The organism is Candidatus Avelusimicrobium aviculae (genome assembly GCF_949292495.1).
Classification (GTDB): Bacteria; Elusimicrobiota; Elusimicrobia; order Elusimicrobiales; family Elusimicrobiaceae; genus Avelusimicrobium; species Avelusimicrobium aviculae.
Genome location: NZ_CASEZB010000020.1, coordinates 1 through 22,401 on the forward strand (window position 1 = coordinate 1; position 22,401 = coordinate 22,401).

Here is a 22,401-nt window from a genome sequence, read left to right on the forward strand (position 1 = left end):
AGTAAGGATAATCAAGAGTAATTTAGCAAGAGATATGAAGAAGGAGTTTCCGTTTCTTAAAAAATGCTATTACGGAACAGACGGTATTTGGTCGGATGGATACTTTGTATCCACGGTAGGGATAAACGAAGAACAAATACAAAAATATATAGATATGCAGGGAAAAGAAGATTTGGGGCGAACAATGAAATTGTTCGTATAGAAAGAAACCCCGGGCGTAAGCCCGGGGAGTTTCACCGGGGAGTTTCATCGGTTAACGGTTCCAGTTCCCGCTCGTACCCTTGGGCGGCCACTACGCGGGCTTTGAAAATGCTGCCTGTTTTAACGGGGCGGGTGAAGGTAACGCGCCCGTCAATATCCGGGGCGTCTTTATAGGTGCGGCCAAAGTCCGTCCCGTCGGCAATGGCTTCCAGCGTACTGCCCAGCAGGCGTTTGTTTAATTTGTCTATCACGCGGCTTTGGGTTTCTTCCAGCTCCCGCGCGCGCTGGTGTTTCACGGCGGCGGGGATTTGCTTTCTGTCATAAGCGGCGGTGCCTTTCTCGCGGAAGAACTCAAACACGCCCATATTGTCAAACTCATATTCCCGCACAAATTTTTTAAGTTCCTGAAAATCTTTATTGGTTTCCTGCGGGAATCCCACTATAAAGTTGGTGCGCAGGGAAATGTCCGGCACTTCTTTTTTAAGCATATCCAGTGTTTGGCGTATTTTGGCCGCATCGCAATGGCGGTTCATGTTTTTAAGCACTGGGTCCGCTATGTGCTGGAGGGGAATGTCCAAATAATGGAAAATTTTTTCTTCCCCGGCCATTAACCGCGCCAGCTCCCGCGTTACGCGGTGCGGATAGGCGTACATAATGCGCAAACGCCCCAGCCCGCGTATTTTAAGCAGTTTTTGCAAAAGCTCGGTCAGCTTTAACTCCCCGTATAAATCCAGCCCGTAAGAAGTGGTGTCCTGCGCTATAAGGGATATTTCTTTCACCCCGTTTTGCACCATCAGCCGCGCTTCTTTTATCACCTGCGGCATGGGCTTGGAACGGTACGGCCCGCGTATGGATGGAATGGTACAATAAGCGCAGCGGTTGTTGCAGCCGTCCGCCACTTTTAAATAGGCGGTGTGGGGGGCGGTGAGGGTCATTTTAAATTCAGGCAGACAGAGTTTTGCCGCAAGCGGTTCTAAAAACAAACCGTCTTTATCCAATAAATCTTCTATATGTTCCTGCGCCGCTATGGAAAATATAGTGTCTGCCTGCGGGAAATCTTTCGCCAGCTTTTGGCGGTAACGCTCCACCATGCAGCCGGTAACGGCTACGCGTTTGATAATGCCTTGGTTTTTTAAGTCCAGCGCACGGCGGATTTCTTCGTTTCCTTCTTTTACGGCGGAGGAAATAAACCCGCAGGTGTTGATGATAACCGTGTCCGCCTCTTGCGGGGAAAACACCAGTTTATGCCCATGGGCCAGCAAGCGGGCGGTGAACTCTTCGCTGTTGGTTAAGTTTTTGGGGCAGCCTAAGCTGATTAGAAAGAATTTCATAGGTATATTTTACAAAAAATGCTTTTTATGCCATGTGCGGCGGTTAGATGGCCAGGTCCGCTTTTTCGGTGGGTTCCGGGTCTGGCTCGTCGTCATCATCTCTTAACAGGGCCATACCAAAAGTAATTACACCCACGCGGCCGATGATCATGGTGATGATAATGATAATCTTGCCCCAGGTACTTAGTTGGGAGGTAAACTCCATAGACAGCCCGGCCGTGGCCAACGCGGAGGCGGCTTCAAAAAATAAACTTAAGAAAGGCTTGTCCTGCTCGCAATACGTCAACCAAAACACGCTGGCCAAAAGCAAAATGGTGTAAAAAATAAAGGTGGAGGTGGCCAAATACAGCTTTTGTATGGGAATGCGGCGGTCTAGAAACGAAATGTGTTTGCGGCCCAAAAGGCGGTTATACCAAATGGCCATAATGCTGACAAATGCCGTACTTTTAATACCGCCGCCGGTACCGCTGGGGGCGCCGCCGATGCTCATTAAAATAATCATAACCAGTAAGGAACAGGTGGACATGGCGCCAATTTCCACCGTGTTAAAGCCAGCCGTCGTCATAGCGGAGGTGGCCTGGAAGAACGCTTCCCACAGGCTCATAACCGGGTTGGTAATATAAAGCATCACCGTGCCAAAGGTAATTACGCTGGTAATGGTAATCAAAATAATTTTAGACGTGTAAGAGAGCCCTTTTGCGCGGCGGGTAATCCAATTAAAAACATCCGTTACCACAATAAACCCAATGGCACCCAGTAAAGACAGCAGTGAAATGATAATATTGATGGTTTTGCTGTCGTAAAAGTTAGTCAGGTTGTTGTTCCACAAGCTAAACCCGGCCGTACAAAAAGCCGATATGCTGTGGAATATGCTGTACCAGGCCGCGCGGAAGATGCCGTAATCATGATGCATGAAATAGTTAAATAAAAACACGGCGCCCAAACTTTCCACCACTACGGTAAAGATGATGGCGGCGCGCAAAAAGTCGTGCAGGTTTAGCTCACTGGGGAGGGAAAATTCCGCACTGAGTACTTCTTTTTGGTGCGGGCGCAACCGGCGGGAAAAAGACAAAAACACAAAGGAGGACATCGTCATATACCCAAGCCCTCCCGCCTGTATTAAAATCAGTATCACCAGCTGCCCCAGCCAGGAGTAACTATCCGGCGTGCTTATGCTTGTTAAGCCCGTGGTGGTAGCGGCAGAAGCCGCCGTAAACAGGTTGTCTATCCAGGCCACGTCCTGCGTGTTCATGAACGGCAAAGAAAGCGCCATCCAGCCCAAAATGGTATATAACAACACGCCCTGCAGCAGGTTTTGGTGGGGGGATAAATGTAAAATCCATAAGGTGTATTTTTTTATGGAGGCTTTGGTTAAATCTTTTAAGGTAACAAGAACTTCTTTCCAGTTTATTTTAGGCATAGACCTGTGATGAGCTTTTTATAAATACCCCCGCCGGGGCATAGGCCCGGCGGGGGGAAAGATTTATTTTACCGTAACGGTATATTCAATATCTTCGCGCAAGCTGTTGTGTACGGGGCAGGTTTTGGCCACGTTTACATAGAACTTTTTCTGTTCCGGCGTGAAGGTGGACGGAAAGTCAAACTCCAGCCCGATTTTTACTATGCGGGTGTGCTTATCGTCAAAGACCGGGTCCAACGTCAGTTTGGTGCCGGCCGCGTTATCGCCCCGTTTGGAGGCGGCATAGCCCACCATAGTCAGCGTGCAGGCGCCCAAAGCGGCGGCCAGTACTTCGCCGGGGTTCATATGTTCGCGCGGGGTTAAAAACTGCGTATCCACCGGGGTGGATACCCCTTCGGTAAGGCTGGTGGTGTGTAAATTGTCAGACAGAGTTGTAACGGTTTTTGCCATAAAATTTTCTCCTTTTATTTAATATGGACGGTTAAGCCTATATCGCTGCGCAAACTTTGATGCACGGGGCAGGCGTTAACAGCCGTTTTATAAAAATTTTTTTGCTCTTGGGTAAAATGCGCCGGGAAAGTGATTTTGACGTCAAACGCACCCACGCGGCGCGGGTTTTGGGCCATTTCTTTGGTAATAGTCAAGCGGGCCCCTTGCAGGTTTTCACCCCGGGCGGATGCCATTTTGCCCATAATGGTTAACACGCAGGAAGCAAAGGCCGAGGCCAGTAAATCCGTGGGGGAAAACAACCTCCCTTTGCCGCCGTTATCGGGTGGTAAATCCGTATGGATAACCACGCCGGAAGGGCCGTGTTTTAATTCGGTCTGTCCGTCCCCTATGTAAGTGCAGGTAATTTCGGTCATACAGGCTCCTTAAGAAATGGCCGCCAGTTTAGAGAACAAATCTTTTTGTTCTTTGGTTAAGCTGCGCGGGACATCAATGTTCAGCGTGATAAACAGGCTGCCTTTGGAACTGAGGCCCTTGCCGCTCACTTTTAATTTTTTGCCGTTATGCGTTGCGGCGGGAACTTTTACTTGCAGTGGGCCGTCCAGCGTGGGCACGTAAATCACGCCGCCCAGGGCCGCCGTCCACGGCATGATGGTAACGGGAACGTGCAAATCCTCCCCTTCCAACCTAAATTGCGCGTGCGGGCGGATTTTGATAATGAGGTATAAATCCCCGTTTCCGCGCTGGGTGGGGTTGCCCATGCCTTTTAATTTGATTTTTTTGCCTTCGCTCACGCCCGCCGGAAGTTTTACGGTAACGTTGCGCCCGTTGGGCAGGGTAAGCTGCATGTTGCCGCCCCGGTGGGCGTCTTCCAAGTTAAGGGCCAGTTCGGCTTCCACGTCGCCGGATTGGGCTCCCGCCGCGGCGGAGCGGCCAAAATTTTGACCAAAACCGGAAAAACCGCCCATGCCTCCCATGCCGCCAAAAATGCTTTGAAAGAAATCGCTGAAATCCGCCCCGTTAAAATTGCCGCCGGAGCTGCTAAAGTTGTATGAGGCGCCGGAGTTGCCAAACCCGCCGTATTGCTGGTATTGCTGATAAGGGTTGCCTCCGCCGTATGCGGAGGATCTGGCTCCTCTTGCGCCGCTGGCACCGCCGCCTTTGGCGTAGTTTTGGTAGCCTTCTTTGCCTACCTGGTCGTAAATAGTGCGTTTTTGTTTGTCGGAAAGAACGGTATAGGCTTCGTTTAAATCTTTAAATTTTTCCGTCCATTTGGCTTTTTCGCTTTCCGGGTGCATATCCGGGTGGCATTTGCGCGCCTGGGTTTTGAACGCTTTTTTTATTTCGGCGTCCGAAGCGTTTTTGCCAACGCCCAATATATTATAGTAGTCTTTATATTCAGCCATAATTCCCCCTTACAACAACATCATTTTATATAATTTTAGGGTAAAATACTATGTTATTATTAACTAAATCAGCCAATAAAACCCCTTGGAAATTAATTCTAACAACAGAGGCATTTTCTTCTCTGGCAAACCAGTTCATGCAGATTTTGCTTCCTTGGTATATTTTAAGCACCACGGGCAGCATATTGTGGACGGGTATTGTGGGGTTTTGTTCGCTGTTGCCCAATGTATTTTCTTCCCTTTTTGGCGCGCAGGTGATTGACCGTTTCGGCCGTTCCAAAGTGATGTTTGGGTGTGAAGTGTCCCAACTGATATTAATTGGCGCCATTACCGCGCTTGTCTTTGCCGGGCAGGACGCGCCTTGGCTGGTGGGGGGGCTGATTTTTGCCAGTTCCGTGTTTGACGCGCCCGGCCAGCTGGCCCGCACGGCGCTGTCTCCCACGTTTTCGCGTTATGCGGATGTGCCCCTTTCCAAAACGTCCGGCATGATAGAAGCGTTTGACGGGGTCATGTCCGTAGCGGGGCCGCTTTTGTGCGGACTGGTGATTGCTTATATGGGGCTGTTGGGCGCATGGGTTGTGTGTACGGCTTTTTGCGTGGTGATTGTTATCCTGTGTTTGCTGATGTTTACAAACCGCAAGCCCCGTGTTTTGCGCCCCAGCGTCAGCTTTAAAGAGGCTTTTTCCAATATGTGGGGGGACGAAATTTTAAAAGAAACGGTTTTGTTTACCTTGCCTACTTTTTTGCTGGGGCAGGCGTGGGAGCTGGTTTTGCTTCCTTCTTATATATATGAAAAGGGGTTTGATTCGGTTTATTTTGGTTTGTTGGGCGGCGCCTTTGGCTTAGGCGCTTTTGGCGGCGCATTGTTTTTTGCGGCTGCCGCCAAGCGGTTTACGTTTTTTACTTTATTAAGCGTAAATTACGCCGGGTATTTGCTGTCTGTTTTGGTGCTCCTGCTCAATTTGCCCAAAGCGGCCGTCTTGGCGGCTACTGTTTTTTGCGGCGTTCCTTTCGGCGCGTTTGGGGCCATGGTTATCAGCATTATTTTATTGCGTACGCCGGAGGCGCTGCGCAGTAAAACGCTGGGATTGTTTGCCACCGCTTCGTATACGGTGGAAAGCGTTTGCGTGCTGGGCATGGCATGCTGTATACATTGGGCCGGGTTATACGTTACGTTATGCGCGGTATCGGGCATATTTGCTATACTAATATTAATTAGTTTATTGGGCCGTAAACATAATGATTTTTGGACGGTGGTTACGGCAAAAAACAAATAGTTGTTTACAAACAATTTTTTTTTTAATAAAATATGTATGTAGTGATTGGGAATATTCCCAACAAACGTTTTATTCCCCGATAGCTCAATGGTGGAGCGACCGGCTGTTAACCGGTAGGTTGTAGGTTCGAGCCCTACTCGGGGAGCCATTTAAGGGGCCTCTTTTAGAGGCCCCTTTTTTGTTCGTCTAAGAAGTGTTTGGGTCCGTTATGTAACAAAAACTATACAGCGGATGCTGACAAAAATGCTGACAGTTTTATTTACTGTCGGCTTTTTTTGTTTGTTTTATCTTTTTTATTTAGACAGGAAAGAGCCATTTATGGGACCAAAAGTCCTATATAAAAACAGGCCTTTTGGCAGTTGGCGAAATGTCCTAATAATTGTTAGGCTGAAAGTGCGGGGGGATAGCCCCGCAAAAAACAAGTAACAGAGGAGAAAAAGTATGAAAAAGTGTCTAGTGGTTGCTCTTATGTTGTGCCTAGGTACGGTTGGTTTTTCCCAGCAGTTGTTAACATCTATGAAAGGCGGAATTTTGCTTGATAACAAAAAAGAAGTGTCTTTTGAAAAAGGCAAAACGTATTTTTACGTAATCAAAAACACAGATTTGCAGTTATATCAGACGGACGGCGTTTTCTACGTTGCCGATTATTATGAAAAAGGTTTATATAACGGGGAAGCCCCGGCGGAAGAATATTCCGGCGCGTTAGGTTTTGTTTTTAATCCTGTGCTTACGGACAAAGGCTTGGCTATTAAAATCAATACCGAGGTATTGGCTTGGGACGGCTTGGATTTAAAAGGCGCTCTTCTTTCCGTAACGGAAGATGAAACCGGATTAAAAGTGAATTTTAAAATGACGCAGTGCTATAGTAAAAAGAAAGTGGCTCAAAAATCTTTTGAGGTGTTGGTCCCTTCTGAAAAAGACTCTTTAACCGCCCAACAATTAAGCGCAATGGCGGCTAAAAAGATTCGTTTGGCGTTCGCCGGCAAATAAAGTTATAGAAATTAAAAAATCCCCGGTCTTTTTTAGACCGGGGATTTTGATTTAAAAGCGGATGATGTAAGCTTCCTGACCGTCTATTTCCGTTTTATTGTCTTCGGTTGTGCGCGAGAGGCAAAAGTCTTTCCCCGCGTTGTTTATGCCGATGCAGGCCAAGTGGAGAAAGTTATCGGTAGTGGTTAATTTATACTCCGCGTGGCGGGGTTCCTTTTGCAGAAAGTCCGCTTCCCAGCATACTTCTTTGCCGGGCTCGTTACGGCATACAATGGCTATATTATAATGTTTTAATTTTCCTTCCCGATTAGATTTTTCTTCTAAGCGGCGGGCGGCTTCTTCATCCATTTGCCGGCCGCGGTAAAAGTTTTTTGTGCGGCCCCATAAAAGGATGGCTTCCGTATTGCGCGCCGCTTCCACCGCGTTGAAATAATAGGGAATAGCAATACTGGAAAGTACCCCGATAATCAAAATAACCACCAATAATTCCACCAACGTAAAACCTGTTTTCATACAAAACCTCTTTGCGTATTATAATGCGCGCACTTTATAGCCTTCTTTTTCTAAAATTTGCTGCACGCGGGCTTTTTTATCCCCTTGTATTTCCAGCATGCCGTCCTTTACCGTGCCTCCGCAACCGAGGGATTTTTTTATTTTCTTTAATAGTTTCTCTTTTCCTTGCGGGTGCAAAGCGAGGCGTTCCACCCGGGTAATTCCGCTGCCTTTGGCCGTGTTGATAAACCGTACGCGGACCGGCTCCGTTTGGGTTTTGGGCTTGCCCAACTGGTTGCATACGCACGGAATATGCTTGCAGTGCGGGCAGAAAGCCGGATCCGTGGAATAAAAAATTTCACTCATTATTCAATGTCTCCCAGAAAACCGTCTACCAAGGTTTTTAAAATCTCTCCGTCCGCCGGTATGCCCAACCCCCAGGCGGCTTCCTGTAAAATACTTTGTATGGTGGCGGAGAGTCCATCCTCCAGTTCGGCCAAGTTGAAGGTTCTGTCCATACGCAGGTAATCCTCTAGTACGGTTGCTTTTTGTTTCCCCAGCGATACGCGCAAAGCGTGGCTGTTGCTCATTTTTAAACGGAAGTACAAAGAGCCGCCAAACGATATTTTATTTAAATATTTAATGGCGGTTACAAAAAACAGCACCAGTTCCTGCGCCAGTTTTTCCACGCTTACTACGCGGGCTTTGTGCCCGTTAAAAGTTTTGGTTTCCCCGGCAATGCGTTTATCCATCAGCAGCCCGTAAACGTTAAATTCAGTGGTTTTGTGTATGTCTTGCACGTTGCTGATAACGGTTGCCCCGTCTTGCACGGGCTGGAGGGGGTAGCCTTCCCCGGGCAGGGAGCCAAACCACGCCTGGGTGGTGCACTCTTTAATAAGCTGCGGCAGGAGCTTATAGTCCGTCAGTTGTTCTTCCGGGTATAAAGGGGAGACGGACAGCGTCCATACCGGCAGGCCGTCTTGGCGGATGTTTTTCATTTTTAAATAATTATCAAAATGGCTTTCCGCTTTATCATACAGAATATGGCGCAGGCGTTCGGATTTTTTACGGTGGTCCAACAGCCAAGGCAGTTTGGAGGGGTGAACAATCATTTCCGGCCGGCTGCTTTGGCCCGTCCTTATATACGCCCGTTTGCTTTTTCCTACCAGGTGGGGGGTTAAATTGCTTTGGGGAATATTAATGACCACAAACATGCGGTTGTTGGGGCCCACGCAGGTGTTGATGTCCACAAAGACAATAGGGTCTATATATACCTGGATAATGTCTTCTATGCTGTTGCGTATTTTTTCGTGATAGGCAATGCCCGTAAAAGGGGGGGCGGGCTTGTCGTTTTTATCATCCTGTACGCCGATAATGATGGTGCCCCCCAGCGCGTTGGCGAAAGAAGCGATTGTTTTTGCGAATTTTTCTTTATTTTTAGGCAGCAGGTATTTATAGTCCAGCTGTTTGCCTTCCGGAATTTCTTTTTTGCAAAAATCCACTACGTCTTGGAAAGTTAAATCGTTAATGGGTTTATTAAAAAGCATATTCCACCTCACGTTTGGCGTAGGCGCCTGTTTATTTATTATAATAAAAATAATTACCGTGAAAGAGGTTTTATGCTTTCTCCCGCAGAAACACTGGCCCATTTAATTACCGAAAAATTTATTACCGCCGCCCCTGAAGCGGCGGCTAAAGCCTTGGCCGGTTTGGCTACGCATGAAACGCTTATTTTAATTTCCCCTTTAAAAGCGCAAACTTTAATTACCTGTTTTAACCACATGGAGCCATGCAAAGCGGCCGCCGTACTGCGCCGGTTGCCGGCCCGGCAGGGGGCGTATGTGTTTTCCCGCCTGGACGTGGTGCAGGCGGCGCGCATGATGAGGGAATTTTCCCAGCCGTACCGGGAAAAACTTTCCGCCGCTTTAAAGCCGGAATTTGTGGCTTTGTTAAACCAGGTATTGGCGTATCCCGCTTCCAGCGTGGGGGCGGTGATGAGTACGGATTTTGTCTCCTTAAAAACAGACGCCAAGGTTTCGGACGCGGTGGAACGCTTAAAAACATTCCCCCGCAAAAAGATACCCGCGGTTTGTTTTGTAACCGCCAAAGACGGGCAGTTAAAAGGGGTAATCCGCACGGCGGAAATGTTGTTTTACCCGCATTCCAGCGCGTTGGGTTCGGTAATGAGCGGGGATTTCGCCTCTTTATCCGCGCAGGATTCCCAGCAAAAAGCGCTTGTGTTGTTTCAGCAAACCCAAAGCCCGCTGTTGCCGGTAGTGGATAAAAGCGGGAAATTGCTGGGTGTGGTGGCCGTGCCTTTACAGTGCCCCGCCGCCAAAGCCGGTTGGTTTAAACGCTTGCGCGCGCGTTTTGCAAATAAAAAGTAAACGCTTTAAGAGAATAGTTTTAACAGCTCCGGGAAATCCCGGGGCCTTTTACTTTATTTGCAGAGCATCAGCCAGGCCGAATCTATTCTATTGCGCCGCCAAATAAAAACACCCCGGCTGGCGCGCGGGGTGTTTGAAAAAAAGGCGAAAAATTAGTTAATTTCTTTAATTTCCACTTCAAAAACCAATTCTTTGCCGGCTAAGGGGTGGTTAAAATCCAGGGTGATTTCCTTTTCCCCAATTTCTTTTACAATAGCGCGGAAAGTATGTTCTCCGTTGCTGGCGCCTACCATATCGCCCACTTTTAATTCTTCCGCGTTGGATACGGCTTCTTTGGGTACGCGTTTAATGGCGTCTTCGCGCACTAATCCGTAGCCTTCTTCCGGCTTGACGGTTACGGTTTTTTTGTCGCCCACGTTCATGCCGGCCAGTTCTTTTTCCAAGCCGGGGATAATCATACCCGCCCCGTGCGTGTATTCCAGCGGCCCGCGCCCGGAGGAAGTGTCAGCCACTTTACCGTCCACGGTAAGCGTATAGTCAAATTTTGCTTTGGAACCTTCTTTAATCATTTATTTTCTCCTTTGCCGCAGGATACCCTGGGACGTTTAACTTAACCTGTACATTGTATCAGTTTTACCTATATATTGGTATCCGCTTTTTATAAAGCGGAGCCAGGCTATTCGTTTCCAAAAATGGTGTTTAATTGGCGGTTTACCCGGTAGAAAGTGGCGCATTTGGGCATATCTTTTAAGCGTTTGGCGCCAATATACGTCATGCAGCTTCTCATGCCGCCAAGCAGGTGAAGCAGGGTGTGTTCTATGGGGCCGCGGTAAGGCAGCTCCACCACTTTCCCTTCGCTGGCGCGGTATTTTTTCATGCCGCCGTAGTGTTTTTCCTGGGCGTATTCGGAACTCATGCCGTAGAATTTTTTATATTGTTTGGTTTCTATGGTCATGGCGCAGGTTTTGTCGTCAATAAAATTTACCTCAGGCGTTTGAAAGTGTTTTTCGCACATTTCCCCGCCGCTTTCCGCATGGCCGGCCAGCATGCCGCCCAGCATGACAAAATCCGCCCCGGCGCAGAAACTTTTGCATACGTCACCCGGTACGGTGCATCCTCCGTCGGCGCAAATCATGCCGCCCACGCCGTGGGCTGCGTCCGCGCATTCTATGACGGTGGAAAATTGGGGCCGCCCTACGCCGGTTAATTTGCGGGTGGTGCATACGGAGCCGGGCCCAATGCCTACTTTAACGATATCGGCCCCGTTTAAAATTAAATCTTCACACATGTCCCCGGTTACCACGTTTCCGGCCATAATTAAGGCCTTGGGCCAGGCTTGGCGCACTTTTTTAATGTAGCTGATTAAATAGGGGGAATAGCCGTTTGCCACGTCCACACAAATATTTTGGATTAAGCCGCTTTGCATGACTTGGCTTAGTTTTTCAAAGTCCGCGTCGGACACGCCGGAACTGACAAACAAAAACTGGTTGTCTTTGTTATTTTTTAGAAAATCTATGATTTCTTGCGCGGTGTAATGTTTATGCAAAGCGGTGAAAAGATGGAGCTTTTGCATTTCTTTGGCAATTTCAAAAGTGCCGGTGGTTGCCATGTTGGCGGCAACAACTCCCGTACCTTTTAGCACGGTTGGACACCATTTAAAAATATATTCGCGCTCAATATCCACTTCACTGCGTGACGCCAAGGCGGAGCGTTTGGGGCGCAGCAGCACATCACAATAATCTAATTGGATATCGTCATAAATTCTCATAAAAACCTCCGGCAAATTGAAGCCTTAAATCCGCCTTATATCATAGCAAATTAAAAGGGGTAAAACTTTACGCTGGGCGGGGTATTTAGTTATAATTGGTATTGTAATTGTTTTAAAAAATCATACACTATGTTTAGTGGAGGTTTGTATGAAGAAAGGTTTTACCCTGATAGAGTTGCTGGCGGTGGTGCTGATTATGGGTATTTTGTCGGCCATTGCCATGCCGCAGTATCGCCGCAGTTTGAACAGGGCGCGTATGGCGGAAGCGTCCAATATGCTTACCCCTATGTTTGAGTCGCGCGAACGCTGGGCTATTGAAAACGGGCACCGTTCTTTTGCCGTATCCGGAGGGGCGGGCTTTGCCGCTACCATGTTGGATATTGGCGTAAAAGGGGCCAACAGTGTTTCAGGTGCTAAAATTACTACGACCAATTATGAGTATGATTTATCCAAACCTACCGTAGTGACTGGCAAACTTCTCAGAGGAAGCGGCGTGAAAGGGACTGTTTTTGCCTATGACGGCAATAAAATGTATTGCTGCGGAACCTCTTGCGAAGATGTATTTAACTTTGATGAAACAAGATGTTTTTAAAGGATAGCATGTTATGAAAAATAAAAAAGGTTTTACATTAATAGAAGTGTTGACGGTGGTTATTATTATAGGCATTTTGTCTTCTTTGGCGTTGCCGCAGTACCGCCGGGTAGTGGAACGGGCCCGCGCGGCGGAGGCTATGGCCGCTTTAAAAAACTTGTATGACTCCAGTGAACGTCTGGCTGTGAATTTTGGCTATGATGATTACAATTCCTTATTTAATAATCCCCCTACCAACGAAATTGGCATAGGGCGTTTGGATATGTTTCAAGACAGTGGGGCCAGTATGGATAAAAATTCCGTTTTAACTACGGAAAATTTCCAATATAAATTTATTAGCGGCAGCCGCATCGGCGCTAAAAGAGTTGGCGGACATTATGGGGGCACTTGTATTGTTTTTAACCGGGACAACCAAACCCTCTCCTGCGTGGGAGAGCAAGCCGCTTGCGATGTGTATGACTTGCCCCGTACTACCAGCGTGGCTTGTAACTTTTAGGAGATATATTATGAAGAAAGGTTTTACATTAATAGAACTGTTAGTGGCCGTAATTATTATGACGCTGTTGGTTACTATGGCGGTGCCGTTGTATGAAAAAACGGTGGAAAAATCCCGCGCGGCGGAAGCGCGTGTTTTGCTAAAAAAGATAGCGGATTCCAAAACCCGTTTATTATCTTCCATGGAGTTGGATTCTTTTGCGGGGCATGTTCCTTCCGCTTTTACGGCTAACAGTTTGGATGTAAAAATGTCAGGAGCGGCTTCCGGCAGCGGGTCAAGTGCTGTTTTGACGACCGATGCGTTTGTTTACCGCTTTTTCCCGGGGGCGGACGCAGACCAGGTTTGCTGTTCGCGCAGAGCGGGAGATACGTCCGGGGTTTCTTTTTGGTATGACCCTACTCCTGCAACCGGGGGGGATTTCTATTGTACCGGCGGCGCGGATAAATGCAGTGTATATGGTATGACCAGCCGCAGCGGCGGTACTTGTAACTAATCAAACTTTCTGGTTTTAAACAAGAAACCCCGGGGTGCCCGGGGTTTTTTGTTTGTGAAAGAAATACTATATTTTGGTGCCGGGCGCCACATCTTTTGTAATCCACTTGTTCGCGCCCAACACGGAGCCTTTTCCTATGGTTACGTTGCCCAGTACGGTGGTTTCGGCGTAGATAATAACGTTATCTTCTATATTGGGGTGGCGTTTAATGCCTTTTACCGGGTTGCCGTCTTTGTCTAGCGGGAAACTTTTTGCCCCCAGCGTAACCCCTTGGTAAAGTTTTACGTGTGCCCCTATAACGCATGTTTCCCCAATTACCACGCCTGTGCCATGGTCAATAAAGAACCCCGGGCCTATCTGGGCCCCCGGGTGGATGTCTATACCGGTTAGGCTGTGGGCGTATTCGGTAATAATGCGGGGAATAAAACGCACCCCCTGTTGCTGTAAGGCGTGCGCCATGCGGTAGTAAGCTACGGCCAATACGCCGGGATAGCAAAGAAGCGGTTCCAATTCATCGCAAGCGGCGGGATCTCCCTCAAACGCGGCCTGTACGTCGGCAATCAGCAAACGCTGTATGTCTGGCAATTGCTGCATAAAGTGGCGGGTAATGGTTTTTGCCTGGGCTTTGCATATGGCGCATGTGCCGGACCCGTCGCACTGGAAGCAAAGCGCGTTTACCAGTTGTTTTTCCAGCTTCTTGGCGCACCATTCCAAACGGGTCGCGCTGGCAAAACGCCTTACGGTGGGGGGATATTGGAACAGATAATCTTTTAATTCGGTAATCACTTCTATAACGGTTTTGGCGTCCGGAGTATATTTCGTCCGTTCGTGAAATTTTTTGCCAAAAGCGTCTTTCAAGGCCGTTAAAATAGTTTTGTAATTTGTTTTTTGCATAATTACATTTTAAAATCTTCACCTAAATACAGGCGGCGGGCGTCTTTATCGTTAAGCAGGGTGTTTTGGTCCCCTTCCACTAAAATTTTACCGTCATAAATCAAATAGGCGCGTTCCGTAAGGGGCAGGGTTTCGCGTACGTTATGGTCCGTAATTAAAACGCCGATGCCCTTGTCTTTGAGTTTAAAAATCATTTTGCGCAGGTCCGCCACAGTGATGGGGTCAATCCCCACGAACGGCTCGTCCAGCAGGATAATTTTGGGGTTACTTATCATGCAGCGGGCAATTTCCATACGGCGCTTTTCTCCGCCGGAAAGCGTCCACGCTTTTTGTTTGGCCAAACGGGTGAGGCCAAATTCCGCCAGCAGTTCTTCTACCCGGCGTTTTTGTTCTGCCTTGTTGTCCAAAATACGCTCCAGTACCGCCAGCAGGTTTTCTTCCACCGTCAGCCCTTTAAAAATGGTAGGTTCCTGGGCTAAATAGCCTAAACCATGGCGTGCGCGCTGGAACATGGGCAGCGAGGTCACATCATCGTTATCAATAAACACTTGCCCGCTGGTGGGGCGGATAAACCCCACCATCATATAAAAAGAAGTGGTTTTCCCGGCGCCGTTGGGGCCCAACAGCCCTACAATCTCTCCGGATTTTACGTGAATATTTACCCCTTTTACCACCATGCGGTCTTTGTATACTTTTTTGATTTCTTCGCTGCGCAGTTCCATAAATTAACCCCTTTTAAAATTTGTCGTTGATTTCTGCCTTGTTTATTTCGTCTGACACAATCCATCCGGCCACCTTGCCTTTAAACGATACTTTTCGGCTTTCATTATCCAAATCAGCCCGGTCTGCAATAATGGCAAAGGTGCCTTCTTCCATTTTTCCTTGCCCAAGTACGCGCGAACCATAGGCATAGGAACGGTTGTTTTTGCCGTCAAATTCTATTGTTTGCGCCGTTAAAGAGTGGTTGGGGGTGGTTACTTTGGCGTTTCCTTCCAATATGGCGTATTCATCCCCCTGGCGGACGGATAATTTATCCGCCGTAACCGTGGCCAGCCCGTATTCGGTAGGGCGGCGCAGGGTAACGTTTTGGTATAAATTATACGTTTGGTTATTTATATTAAAAGTTGCCCGGCGGGCCTGGGCATTGGTGGTTACGTGGTCTATGTCTGTGTATTTTAGACGGACAAAATTATTTTTATTGGTTGAGCGCAGTTCCCCGGTGGCGGAAGTATAATTATAGAACCCGCTGTCTGCCTGCGCCTCATACACGGGGCCTTGGGCGGGGGCTTGCTTTATATATACATTGCCAGAAGCGGAAAACGTGCCTTTTTTACGGTCAGACAAGGCGTAATCAGAGCGGAAAGTATATACTCCGTTATCATAATATACGTGGCCTTTAAATTCTTCTTGTTCTTTTTCCGGGTAGATTACCCAGCTGTCACTGGAAACAATGCCTCCCAACGTTTTGGGTACTTCAAACGTGGGCTTTTTTTCTTTGGCCTTTTCTGTGGCTTTTACTACTTTCGGGACGGGATTTTTCAATACGGGTCCTTCCATTTTAACGCTGGCGCATCCTGCCGCCAACAGCGGTAAAAGCAAAAAAGGAAAAAAGTAAATGGATCTTTTCATGCCGGGTTTTTTATTTCTTCCACCGTTTGGGGAAGCTGCGTGCTTTGATTTTTAAATTCTATTTTAGTTAATTTGGAATTGGTTTCTATTCCGTTCTTGGCGGTGGTGCGCACCCCGCCGCGGGTAACCAGGGTTTTTGCGTTAGTCCACACCCGGTCTTTGTCTACATCATAATACATGTAATCGGTTTCTAAAACCAAATTTTGGGTAAAAGAAAGGGCTTTTACTTTTCCTTTTAAAGTAACTGTTTTTTTAGGGTAATTAAATATACCTCGGGTGGCGGTTATTTTGGCGGAATCCTGTCCGTTTTCTTTTAAAATAAGCTCCGGGCTGTCCAAGGCGGCGTTTTGCATGTCGGAAAAGTCTACATCTTTGGAATTCAACATCCAGCGTTTTTGGCTGTCCTTGGACTCAAAAATAGAAACGGTGTTCGCTTTTTGCATGCCCGGGTCCTCATTAGGAGAGAAGTTCTTCTCTGAACCGCAAGCGCCCAATGCCAATATTATAAAAAGCCAAGAGAGGTTTTTTTTCATTTTTTGTCCACCAAAGCGATGTATTCTATTAAGTCTTTTTCATCCACAATGCCCACCACTTTACCGTTTTTGTTTAAAACGGGAAGGTTGTCTACACCGGTGGAGTGAATCATTTTAGCCGCTTCCACGGCGGGGGCGTCCTCGGTTAAAAAGCGGGGGTTTTTAGTCATTAGCTGGGTGATATTGCATTTTAAAATATCCGCCCCTTTTTGTAAGGCGCGGCGCAAGTCACCGTCTGTAAAATAGCCTTTCAGCTTGCCGTGCTTATCTACAATGCTGGTGGCGCCGGCGGCGTCGCTTTGGGTCATTACCAACAGCGCGTCCTGCACGGTGGCGTTTTCCCTCACGGTGGGGTTTGACTTTCCGGTGCGCATAACGTCTTTTACTTTTTGCAGTAACAATTTGCCTAAAGAGCCGCCCGGATGGAAAACCGCAAAGTCGCGCTTTTCAAAATGTTTAATTTTCATTAGGCACAAAGCCATCGCGTCCCCTACGGCCAAGGTGGCGGTGGTGGAGCAGGTAGGGGCTAAATTATAGGGGCAGGCCTCTCGTTTGATATGAATTTGTATATGAATATCTGACATTTCCGCCAGTTTAGACTGGGCGTGCCCCGTCATGGAAATAATGGTTAATTTGCGCCGCTCCAAAGAAGGAAGAATTTTGTTTATTTCTTCCGTCTGGCCGGAAAAAGAAATGGCCAAAATAATGTCTCCCGGCATAATCATGCCCAAATCCCCATGCAAAGCCTCTACCGGGTGTATAAAAATGGCCGGCGTACCCGTAGAAGCCATGGTGGCGGCTATTTTACGTCCGATAAGCCCGCTTTTCCCTATGCCGATAATGACCACCCTTCCTTTGCATTTGGCAATAGCGTGCACCGCTTTTAGAAAGTTTTCGTCCAAGCTTTGTTGGGTTAACGCCAACGCTTCGTGTTCCAATTTTAAAACCTGTTTAGCTGTATTTAAAATTTCTTGTTTTGTGTAAGGCATATATTACTCCGTCAGCCAAGGCGTTGTTTCGGGCACGGGCCGTTTGGGGGCAAAAGTGTCCGGCAATAAATTAAAAGTAATTTTTAATGCAATAAATAATAACGCCACGCAACCCGCCGCCAGTGCCAGCGTTTTTAAATGCCATTTCAAAGAAGGTTCCCAGCGGGAGGGGGTGTTTTGTGTCATTATTTAAACTTTTTTACCACTGCGTCAATAGCGCAGAGTTGTTTGCACATGGTTTGCGCTTGCTGTAAAGTAAGCGAGTTAGGCCCGTCGGAAAGGGCGTGGTCCGGGTCTGGGTGGGCCTCAAAAAATACGCCCGCGATGCCTAAAGCGGTTGCCGCTTTGGCCAGTACCGGCGCCATGGCGCGGTTGCCTCCGGTGGCGCAGCCCAACGCTCCCGGTTTTTGTACGGAGTGGGTCGCGTCAAAAATAACGGGATAGCCAAACCCTTTCATTACTTCCAAAGAGCGCATATCCACCACCAAATCCCCATAGCCAAAGCTGGCGCCGCGTTCGGTAAGCATAATATTATGGTTACCCTGGGATTCTATTTTTTTAATGATTTGCTCCATCGCGCCGGGGGCTAAAAACTGGCCTTTTTTAATGTTTACCGTTTTGCCGGTGGCGGCACAGGCTAAAATCAAATCTGTCTGGCGGCACAAGAACGCCGGGATTTGCAAAATATCGGCCACTTGGGCGGCTTCTTCGGCTTGCCACGGCTCGTGCACGTCTACCAGCAAAGGAAGCCCGGTTTCTTTTTTGGCTTGGGCTAAAATCTCAAGCCCCAGGGCCAAGCCGGGGCCGCGGTAAGCGTCCACAGAAGTGCGGTTTGCTTTATCGTAAGAAGCTTTTAAAATATACGGGTGTTTGGTTTTAGCGATGATATTTTTAAGTTTTTTAACGGTGGAAAGGTAGTGCTTTTTGCTTTCAATAACACAGGTGCCCGCCATAAACACCAGCGGTAAATGGTTTGCTATTTTTATATTGCCTATTTTGATTGTTTTTTGCATATACCTAATGATAACAAATTTAGAGGGAAAAAGTACCTATACAACCCGCAGGGAAAAACGGGCGGAAACCGTGTTTTGCAAAGCGGGGTTGTTTCTAATAAAAACCCGGGCTTGGGCCCGGGTAAATTTTATTTGTTTCCCGTACTGCCAAAGCCGCCGCTTCCGCGGGCGGTATCTGTCAGTTCCGCGGCTTCTTCAAAAGAGGGGTAGAGGGTGGGAAGCACGACTAATTGGGCTATTTTCTGCCCGGCCTCAAAAATAAATTCCTGCGGATTTAAATTGTACATGCATACAATTAATTCCCCGCGGTAAGGGGCGTCTATCAGCCCGGCCATTGCTTTAACCCCTTTGCTTTCCACTGAGCTTTTTCCCCAAATAACGCCGGATGTGTTTTCCGGCAGTTCTACGGCTATGCCCGTGTGTACGTGGCTGATAGCGTGAGGGGGAAGAACGGTCCGTTCCAGGGCAAACAAATCGGCCCCGGAATCCGTGGCGTGGGCGCGCACAGGCAGTTTGGCGTTAGGATGTAATTTTTTTACTTTCATGGTTATTCGCTCAGTTTGGCTATTTGATAAATGGCGTTGTTGGCGTACACCTTAACGGACGCCGTGTCTTTTTTAGCCATAACTCCCAGTTGGGGCACCAAGGTTTTTAATAAGTTTTTGTCAAAAGCCGCATCAGTGGAATATTCTTTGGCTTGGTCGCTGCCCAGTACGCCCGCCATATAAGCGGCGGCTCGGGCGGCGTTGATGCGTACTTCCACATCTTTATTTTCCAGCGCTTGTTTAATCCCGTTTAAGGCGTTGCCCGTCATAAATCCCAGGGCCAGTGCGTAGGTATTCGCCTGCGGGGTGTTATGGTCTTTGTCTAAATTTTTTAAACATTCGTCCAAAGTGTATTGTTGGTTTTTGGCTAAAGCCGTGGCAATGGCGGAGGCTACGTCCGCCGTGCGTTCTTTTTTAGCCATTTTCAACAATATTTTGGTGGCGGCTTGGGTTTGCAAATCGCCCAGCCAAGAGGCGGCCGCCGCGCGCACTTGGGGAATATCGCTGCCGGCAGCCGATTTTAAATATTTTAAGGTTTCTTTTTCCGAAGAGCAAAGCAAATTCATGGCGCGCTGCGCAAAAGCCGGGTCATAAATATATAAATTAATCACTAAATCAGCGTATTGCTCATCAGACGGGTTGATGATGGTATAGGCCGCACCGGCATAGGATTTAAGGGCATTGTCCTGGCTTTGGGCGGCGTCGGCAAGCAGGGGTAAAAATTCTTCCCGCGTGCTTCCCATAGAAGTGATAATTACGGCCGCAAAAACTTTTTTTAGTACGTCTCCGTCCCTTAAAATAATGCCGTAGAGGGTGTTTTCTTGGTTTGGGGGAGGCGGCAAGCGCACCAGACTGGCCCCGGCGGCAAAAACTTCTGCCGGTTTTTTGCCGCGCAAAAATAAATCCAATACGTTTTGGTTTTCTTTGGCGGAGCGGCTGCTTTTTTGCAACAGCGGTAAGTTCTCATCCAGCCCGTTTTGGGCAAATGCCGCGGCGGAGGGGAAAACAACCGCCGCAGCGAGGATAGCGGAAAAGGTTTTTTTTATTGTCATAAATTCATTATATCATTAGACGGGTCAATAAAAAAATCCCCCGTGGAAAACGGGGGATTTTTACACACATAAAATCATCAGCGGTTGGATACGGCTTCGGCCAAACGTTCTACGGAAAGGCGGTTTTTGGAACCGGCGGGATGGTTATCGCTGTATACGTTCAGCTTGTTTTGTTCTTTCACCACCACTACTTTTTTATTTCCTAGCGCCAGCAAAAAGCGTAAGTTGTTGGTTTTGGTCATAAGGCACTGCTCCTAAACTATCAAAATCTTTCAAGTTCCTTTTATACTAAGATAACGTTTTCATCAAACAAAAGCAAGGGCCTTTGGGCCCAGGGCTGGTTTAGGTCCTGTACAATTACTATATGTATTTTGTTAAAATAATCAAGTATGAAAAAATATTTTTCTCTTTTCTTCTTCTTGTTTGCGGCAATTTCCGCTTTTGCGCAGCTGCAAATAACGGAACCTTTGCTTTTAATTAACCCCGGGAGGGAAACTTTTATTAATTTCCCTTCCAATACGCTGCCGGGTAAAACGGTAACGTTTTTTCTGCCGGAAGAAAAAGTGCCTTTAAAAGGGCGCTATCCGGTGGTGTATGTGTTGGGGGCTGTTCCGAAAGACGCCCAAGCGGCCGCCCAGTTCATTGCCCGGGCTGAGCCTAAACCCTTAGTAGTGGGTATTAATTTAACCCCGGAAGACTTGGCAGATGCCGCCCGTGTAACCCGCTTTTTTACCCAGGAACTAATCCCCTATGTGGACACGAACTACTCCACGTTGGCGGACGCTTCCCACCGGGCGCTGATTGCCGTGGGAACAGAAGGGGGAGTGGCTTCTTTCTCTCTTTTGTACCGGCATTTATTGTTTTCCAAAGCGTTGCTTTTGCAGGTGGACCCGGCGTTATTAAACGCAATGGCTCTGCCGCGGGATTTGCGTTTAATGGCGGTGGGAGACCGGGAGTCTTTGGCCGGTTTTCAAGCTATGCTGGAGAAAGCCCGTTTTCACTATGGGCAGCATTTTGTTTTAAGGGAAGGAAAAGAAGAAAAACCTTTTGAGGAAACCCCTTTTCCTTATTGGTTTGCCGATAAGAAACAAGTATCCATTAAAAAATTGGATTGGAATATTTTCCCGCGTAAATTCGCTTTGTCTTCCCCCGGGGCGAAAGTGGACATAGTGGCCCGTTTGAAGAACGGGGAAAAATACAATTTTTACCCGTCCTCTTTACTAATCAGTCCGCCGGTTTTGGAGTGGAACGCGGAAAAGGGAAGCCTGTCCTCCATATCCGGCGCGGAGCCTGGGCGCGTAAAACTAACCGTAAAAACGCCTTTAAAAGACTTTTCCGCCAAAATTACGCTTAAAAAACAATAAAAAAGGCGTTTTTTTGCAAAAATTGAACAAAAAAAAGCATACTTGTCAACAGTTTTTTTAAAAAAATGCTAAAAAGCCTATTTTTTAGGGTAAATCCATGTTCTTCGACGGAGTTTCCCCTTTTTAAATAGGCTTTTTACTATACAAAAGCCACAGTTATCCACAGATTGGGCGGGTTATCCACAAGCGGGGCGCGGTGAAAAACCAAAAAGGCCGGGAAAACCCTTTCCGCGGAATTTATTTGTAGAGTAAAAGGGGGGTTATCCACAACTTATCAACAGGGTGTTGATAACTGTGGATAAAACAATTCCATAAAATTGTTATGCAGCCTTTAGGGCCTTTTGCTATAATGAGGGCAGGAGGAATATTATGAATTTTACCAAAGCCGCTTTATTATTTTTATTTGCGTTTTCTTTTGTGGGATGCGCCACTTCTCAAAAAGAAGAAGAAATCCCGGAGGTCAAGCCGGACCCCGTTATTGAGTTGGAGGCCAAACGCAATGCTAAACTTTATAGGCAAAGTGAAAAAGAAATGCTTAAAAGTTTAAAGCTCCCCACCATTACATATGAATTTGACTCTATCCGCCCGCCGGATTATGCGTACCCGTTTTTGGATAAAGTGGCCAATATTATGAAAGACCAGCCCCATCTGCGCTTGATTATTGAGGGGCATACGGACATTTTAGGTTCTAAAGAATATAATTATTGGCTGAGCGGTTCCCGCGCGGCGGCTATGAAATCTTATTTGGTAAGCCGCGGGGTATCGGCGGAGTCCATCCGCATTCACGCTCATGGAAAAGACCGCCCTTTAACGTTGGATAATTCCGATGAGGGCCGCCGCACCAACCGCCGGGTGGAATTTACTTTTACCACTAGGGATTGGAACACCGTTTATTAACAGTTTGGTGTATATCTTATAAAAACCCGGCTTGTAAAAGCCGGGTTTTTTATAACTACTGCTCACAATAAACCCCGGGCGTAAGCCCGAGGGATGGAGTGTGTATCCCCAAATCTTCATATTTAGTACCATCTCAATATGGAACTTACCAAATTAAGCCACTGCGTTTATCACTGCCGATATCA

Annotated in this window: 29 protein-coding genes and 1 tRNA gene; 10 read left to right on the top strand and 20 right to left on the bottom strand. The window is 47.5% G+C overall.

From position 1 onward, the window contains the following. The coding region (locus tag ACQY33_RS04990; protein WP_428074547.1) for a transposase at positions 1–202 on the top strand (202 nt) is incomplete at its 5' end. A gap of 31 nt (positions 203–233) precedes the next feature. On the opposite strand, the gene rimO is transcribed toward ACQY33_RS04990, so the two are convergent. From rimO to ACQY33_RS05015, 5 genes are all read right to left on the bottom strand, one after another. After that, complete coding sequence (gene rimO / locus ACQY33_RS04995; RefSeq protein ID WP_428074549.1) at positions 234–1,532, bottom strand: 30S ribosomal protein S12 methylthiotransferase RimO; 1,299 nt, start codon at positions 1,530–1,532, stop codon at positions 234–236. A gap of 43 nt (positions 1,533–1,575) precedes the next feature. Beyond that, positions 1,576–2,952, bottom strand: a complete 1,377-nt coding sequence (locus ACQY33_RS05000; RefSeq protein WP_428074551.1) for a TrkH family potassium uptake protein — start codon at positions 2,950–2,952, stop codon at positions 1,576–1,578. Positions 2,953–3,015: 63 nt separating this feature from the next. Continuing rightward, on the bottom strand, positions 3,016–3,402 hold the full coding sequence (locus tag ACQY33_RS05005; RefSeq protein ID WP_428074553.1) for an OsmC family protein: 387 nt from the start codon (positions 3,400–3,402) through the stop codon (positions 3,016–3,018). Between the two features lie 14 nt (positions 3,403–3,416). Next, the gene (locus tag ACQY33_RS05010; protein ID WP_428074555.1) at positions 3,417–3,815 is read right to left on the bottom strand and encodes an OsmC family protein; all 399 of its coding nucleotides are present in this window, start codon (positions 3,813–3,815) and stop codon (positions 3,417–3,419) included. 9 nt (positions 3,816–3,824) lie between these two features. Further along, entirely contained in the window at positions 3,825–4,805 is a 981-nt protein-coding gene (locus ACQY33_RS05015; protein WP_428074557.1) for a DnaJ C-terminal domain-containing protein, read from the bottom strand. Positions 4,806–4,855: 50 nt separating this feature from the next. On the opposite strand from ACQY33_RS05015, the gene ACQY33_RS05020 reads away from it, so the two are divergent. The 3 genes from ACQY33_RS05020 (at position 4,856) to ACQY33_RS05030 (ending at position 7,072) form a co-directional block, all read left to right on the top strand. Next, positions 4,856–6,082 carry an MFS transporter gene (locus ACQY33_RS05020; RefSeq protein ID WP_428074559.1) on the top strand — a complete coding sequence of 409 codons (1,227 nt, stop codon included), beginning with the start codon at positions 4,856–4,858 and terminating at the stop codon, positions 6,080–6,082. Positions 6,083–6,155: 73 nt separating this feature from the next. Beyond that, positions 6,156–6,230: transfer RNA gene (locus ACQY33_RS05025), tRNA-Asn, on the top strand. Between the two features lie 293 nt (positions 6,231–6,523). Further along, a complete protein-coding gene (locus ACQY33_RS05030) occupies positions 6,524–7,072 on the top strand; it encodes a hypothetical protein (protein ID WP_428074561.1) in 549 nt (182 codons plus the stop codon). 51 nt (positions 7,073–7,123) lie between these two features. Here ACQY33_RS05030 and ACQY33_RS05035 read toward each other — a convergent pair whose 3' ends face one another. Genes ACQY33_RS05035 through ACQY33_RS05045 form a run of 3 tightly spaced genes read right to left on the bottom strand, consistent with a single transcriptional unit; the run spans position 7,124 to position 9,111 of the window. Continuing rightward, positions 7,124–7,585, bottom strand: a complete 462-nt coding sequence (locus ACQY33_RS05035; protein ID WP_428074563.1) for a type IV pilin protein — start codon at positions 7,583–7,585, stop codon at positions 7,124–7,126. A gap of 18 nt (positions 7,586–7,603) precedes the next feature. After that, on the bottom strand, positions 7,604–7,930 hold the full coding sequence (locus ACQY33_RS05040) for a stress response translation initiation inhibitor YciH (protein WP_428074565.1): 327 nt from the start codon (positions 7,928–7,930) through the stop codon (positions 7,604–7,606). After that, positions 7,930–9,111 (bottom strand): AlbA family DNA-binding domain-containing protein, encoded by a 1,182-nt coding sequence (locus ACQY33_RS05045; protein ID WP_428074567.1) that lies wholly within the window; start codon positions 9,109–9,111, stop codon positions 7,930–7,932. The genes ACQY33_RS05040 and ACQY33_RS05045 overlap by 1 nt, the downstream gene beginning before the upstream one ends. Before the next feature lie 72 nt (positions 9,112–9,183). Here ACQY33_RS05045 and ACQY33_RS05050 point away from each other — a divergent pair, with 72 nt between their 5' ends. Continuing rightward, on the top strand, positions 9,184–9,951 hold the full coding sequence (locus ACQY33_RS05050) for a CBS domain-containing protein (RefSeq protein WP_428074569.1): 768 nt from the start codon (positions 9,184–9,186) through the stop codon (positions 9,949–9,951). Positions 9,952–10,103: 152 nt separating this feature from the next. Here ACQY33_RS05050 and ACQY33_RS05055 read toward each other — a convergent pair whose 3' ends face one another. After that, entirely contained in the window at positions 10,104–10,520 is a 417-nt protein-coding gene (locus tag ACQY33_RS05055; protein WP_428074571.1) for an FKBP-type peptidyl-prolyl cis-trans isomerase, read from the bottom strand. 107 nt (positions 10,521–10,627) lie between these two features. Beyond that, the gene (locus tag ACQY33_RS05060) at positions 10,628–11,719 is read right to left on the bottom strand and encodes a GMP reductase (protein ID WP_428074573.1); all 1,092 of its coding nucleotides are present in this window, start codon (positions 11,717–11,719) and stop codon (positions 10,628–10,630) included. Positions 11,720–11,867: 148 nt separating this feature from the next. Here ACQY33_RS05060 and ACQY33_RS05065 point away from each other — a divergent pair, with 148 nt between their 5' ends. From ACQY33_RS05065 to ACQY33_RS05075, 3 genes are read left to right on the top strand one after another with little or no spacing between them, the layout of a single operon-like run. Continuing rightward, the gene (locus ACQY33_RS05065; RefSeq protein WP_428074575.1) at positions 11,868–12,311 is read left to right on the top strand and encodes a type IV pilin protein; all 444 of its coding nucleotides are present in this window, start codon (positions 11,868–11,870) and stop codon (positions 12,309–12,311) included. Between the two features lie 13 nt (positions 12,312–12,324). After that, the gene (locus ACQY33_RS05070; protein WP_428074577.1) at positions 12,325–12,807 is read left to right on the top strand and encodes a type IV pilin protein; all 483 of its coding nucleotides are present in this window, start codon (positions 12,325–12,327) and stop codon (positions 12,805–12,807) included. Positions 12,808–12,817: 10 nt separating this feature from the next. Then, on the top strand, positions 12,818–13,300 hold the full coding sequence (locus ACQY33_RS05075; RefSeq protein WP_428074579.1) for a type IV pilin protein: 483 nt from the start codon (positions 12,818–12,820) through the stop codon (positions 13,298–13,300). A 66-nt stretch (positions 13,301–13,366) separates the two neighbouring features. On the opposite strand, the gene epsC is transcribed toward ACQY33_RS05075, so the two are convergent. The 10 genes from epsC to ACQY33_RS05125 all read right to left on the bottom strand — a co-directional run bounded on the left by epsC (position 13,367) and on the right by ACQY33_RS05125 (position 20,197). After that, positions 13,367–14,194, bottom strand: coding sequence for a serine O-acetyltransferase EpsC (gene epsC / locus ACQY33_RS05080; RefSeq protein WP_428074581.1), 828 nt, complete (start codon positions 14,192–14,194; stop codon positions 13,367–13,369). Positions 14,195–14,196: 2 nt separating this feature from the next. After that, on the bottom strand, positions 14,197–14,916 hold the full coding sequence (lptB, locus tag ACQY33_RS05085) for an LPS export ABC transporter ATP-binding protein (RefSeq protein WP_428074583.1): 720 nt from the start codon (positions 14,914–14,916) through the stop codon (positions 14,197–14,199). A gap of 13 nt (positions 14,917–14,929) precedes the next feature. Then, positions 14,930–15,823: a hypothetical protein gene (locus ACQY33_RS05090; RefSeq protein ID WP_428074585.1), complete on the bottom strand. Its 894-nt coding sequence runs from the start codon at positions 15,821–15,823 to the stop codon at positions 14,930–14,932. Continuing rightward, positions 15,820–16,356: an LPS export ABC transporter periplasmic protein LptC gene (lptC, locus tag ACQY33_RS05095; protein ID WP_428074587.1), complete on the bottom strand. Its 537-nt coding sequence runs from the start codon at positions 16,354–16,356 to the stop codon at positions 15,820–15,822. The genes ACQY33_RS05090 and lptC overlap by 4 nt, the downstream gene beginning before the upstream one ends. After that, on the bottom strand, positions 16,353–17,345 hold the full coding sequence (locus ACQY33_RS05100) for a KpsF/GutQ family sugar-phosphate isomerase (protein ID WP_428074589.1): 993 nt from the start codon (positions 17,343–17,345) through the stop codon (positions 16,353–16,355). The genes lptC and ACQY33_RS05100 overlap by 4 nt, the downstream gene beginning before the upstream one ends. 3 nt (positions 17,346–17,348) lie before the next feature. Then, positions 17,349–17,531, bottom strand: coding sequence for a hypothetical protein (locus ACQY33_RS05105; RefSeq protein ID WP_428074591.1), 183 nt, complete (start codon positions 17,529–17,531; stop codon positions 17,349–17,351). Next, positions 17,531–18,358 (bottom strand): 3-deoxy-8-phosphooctulonate synthase, encoded by an 828-nt coding sequence (gene kdsA / locus ACQY33_RS05110; protein WP_428074593.1) that lies wholly within the window; start codon positions 18,356–18,358, stop codon positions 17,531–17,533. Before kdsA ends, ACQY33_RS05105 begins: the two co-directional genes overlap by 1 nt. Before the next feature lie 128 nt (positions 18,359–18,486). Continuing rightward, positions 18,487–18,903, bottom strand: a complete 417-nt coding sequence (gene dut / locus ACQY33_RS05115; RefSeq protein WP_428074595.1) for a dUTP diphosphatase — start codon at positions 18,901–18,903, stop codon at positions 18,487–18,489. Between the two features lie 2 nt (positions 18,904–18,905). Further along, positions 18,906–19,955 carry a HEAT repeat domain-containing protein gene (locus ACQY33_RS05120; protein WP_428074597.1) on the bottom strand — a complete coding sequence of 350 codons (1,050 nt, stop codon included), beginning with the start codon at positions 19,953–19,955 and terminating at the stop codon, positions 18,906–18,908. A gap of 77 nt (positions 19,956–20,032) precedes the next feature. Next, positions 20,033–20,197, bottom strand: coding sequence for a hypothetical protein (locus ACQY33_RS05125; RefSeq protein ID WP_428074599.1), 165 nt, complete (start codon positions 20,195–20,197; stop codon positions 20,033–20,035). Positions 20,198–20,344: 147 nt separating this feature from the next. On the opposite strand from ACQY33_RS05125, the gene ACQY33_RS05130 reads away from it, so the two are divergent. Both ACQY33_RS05130 and ACQY33_RS05135 read left to right on the top strand, forming a co-directional pair. Then, a complete protein-coding gene (locus tag ACQY33_RS05130) occupies positions 20,345–21,319 on the top strand; it encodes an alpha/beta hydrolase (protein WP_428074601.1) in 975 nt (324 codons plus the stop codon). Between the two features lie 369 nt (positions 21,320–21,688). Next, the gene (locus ACQY33_RS05135) at positions 21,689–22,216 is read left to right on the top strand and encodes an OmpA family protein (protein WP_428074603.1); all 528 of its coding nucleotides are present in this window, start codon (positions 21,689–21,691) and stop codon (positions 22,214–22,216) included. Positions 22,217–22,401 lie beyond the last annotated feature (185 nt).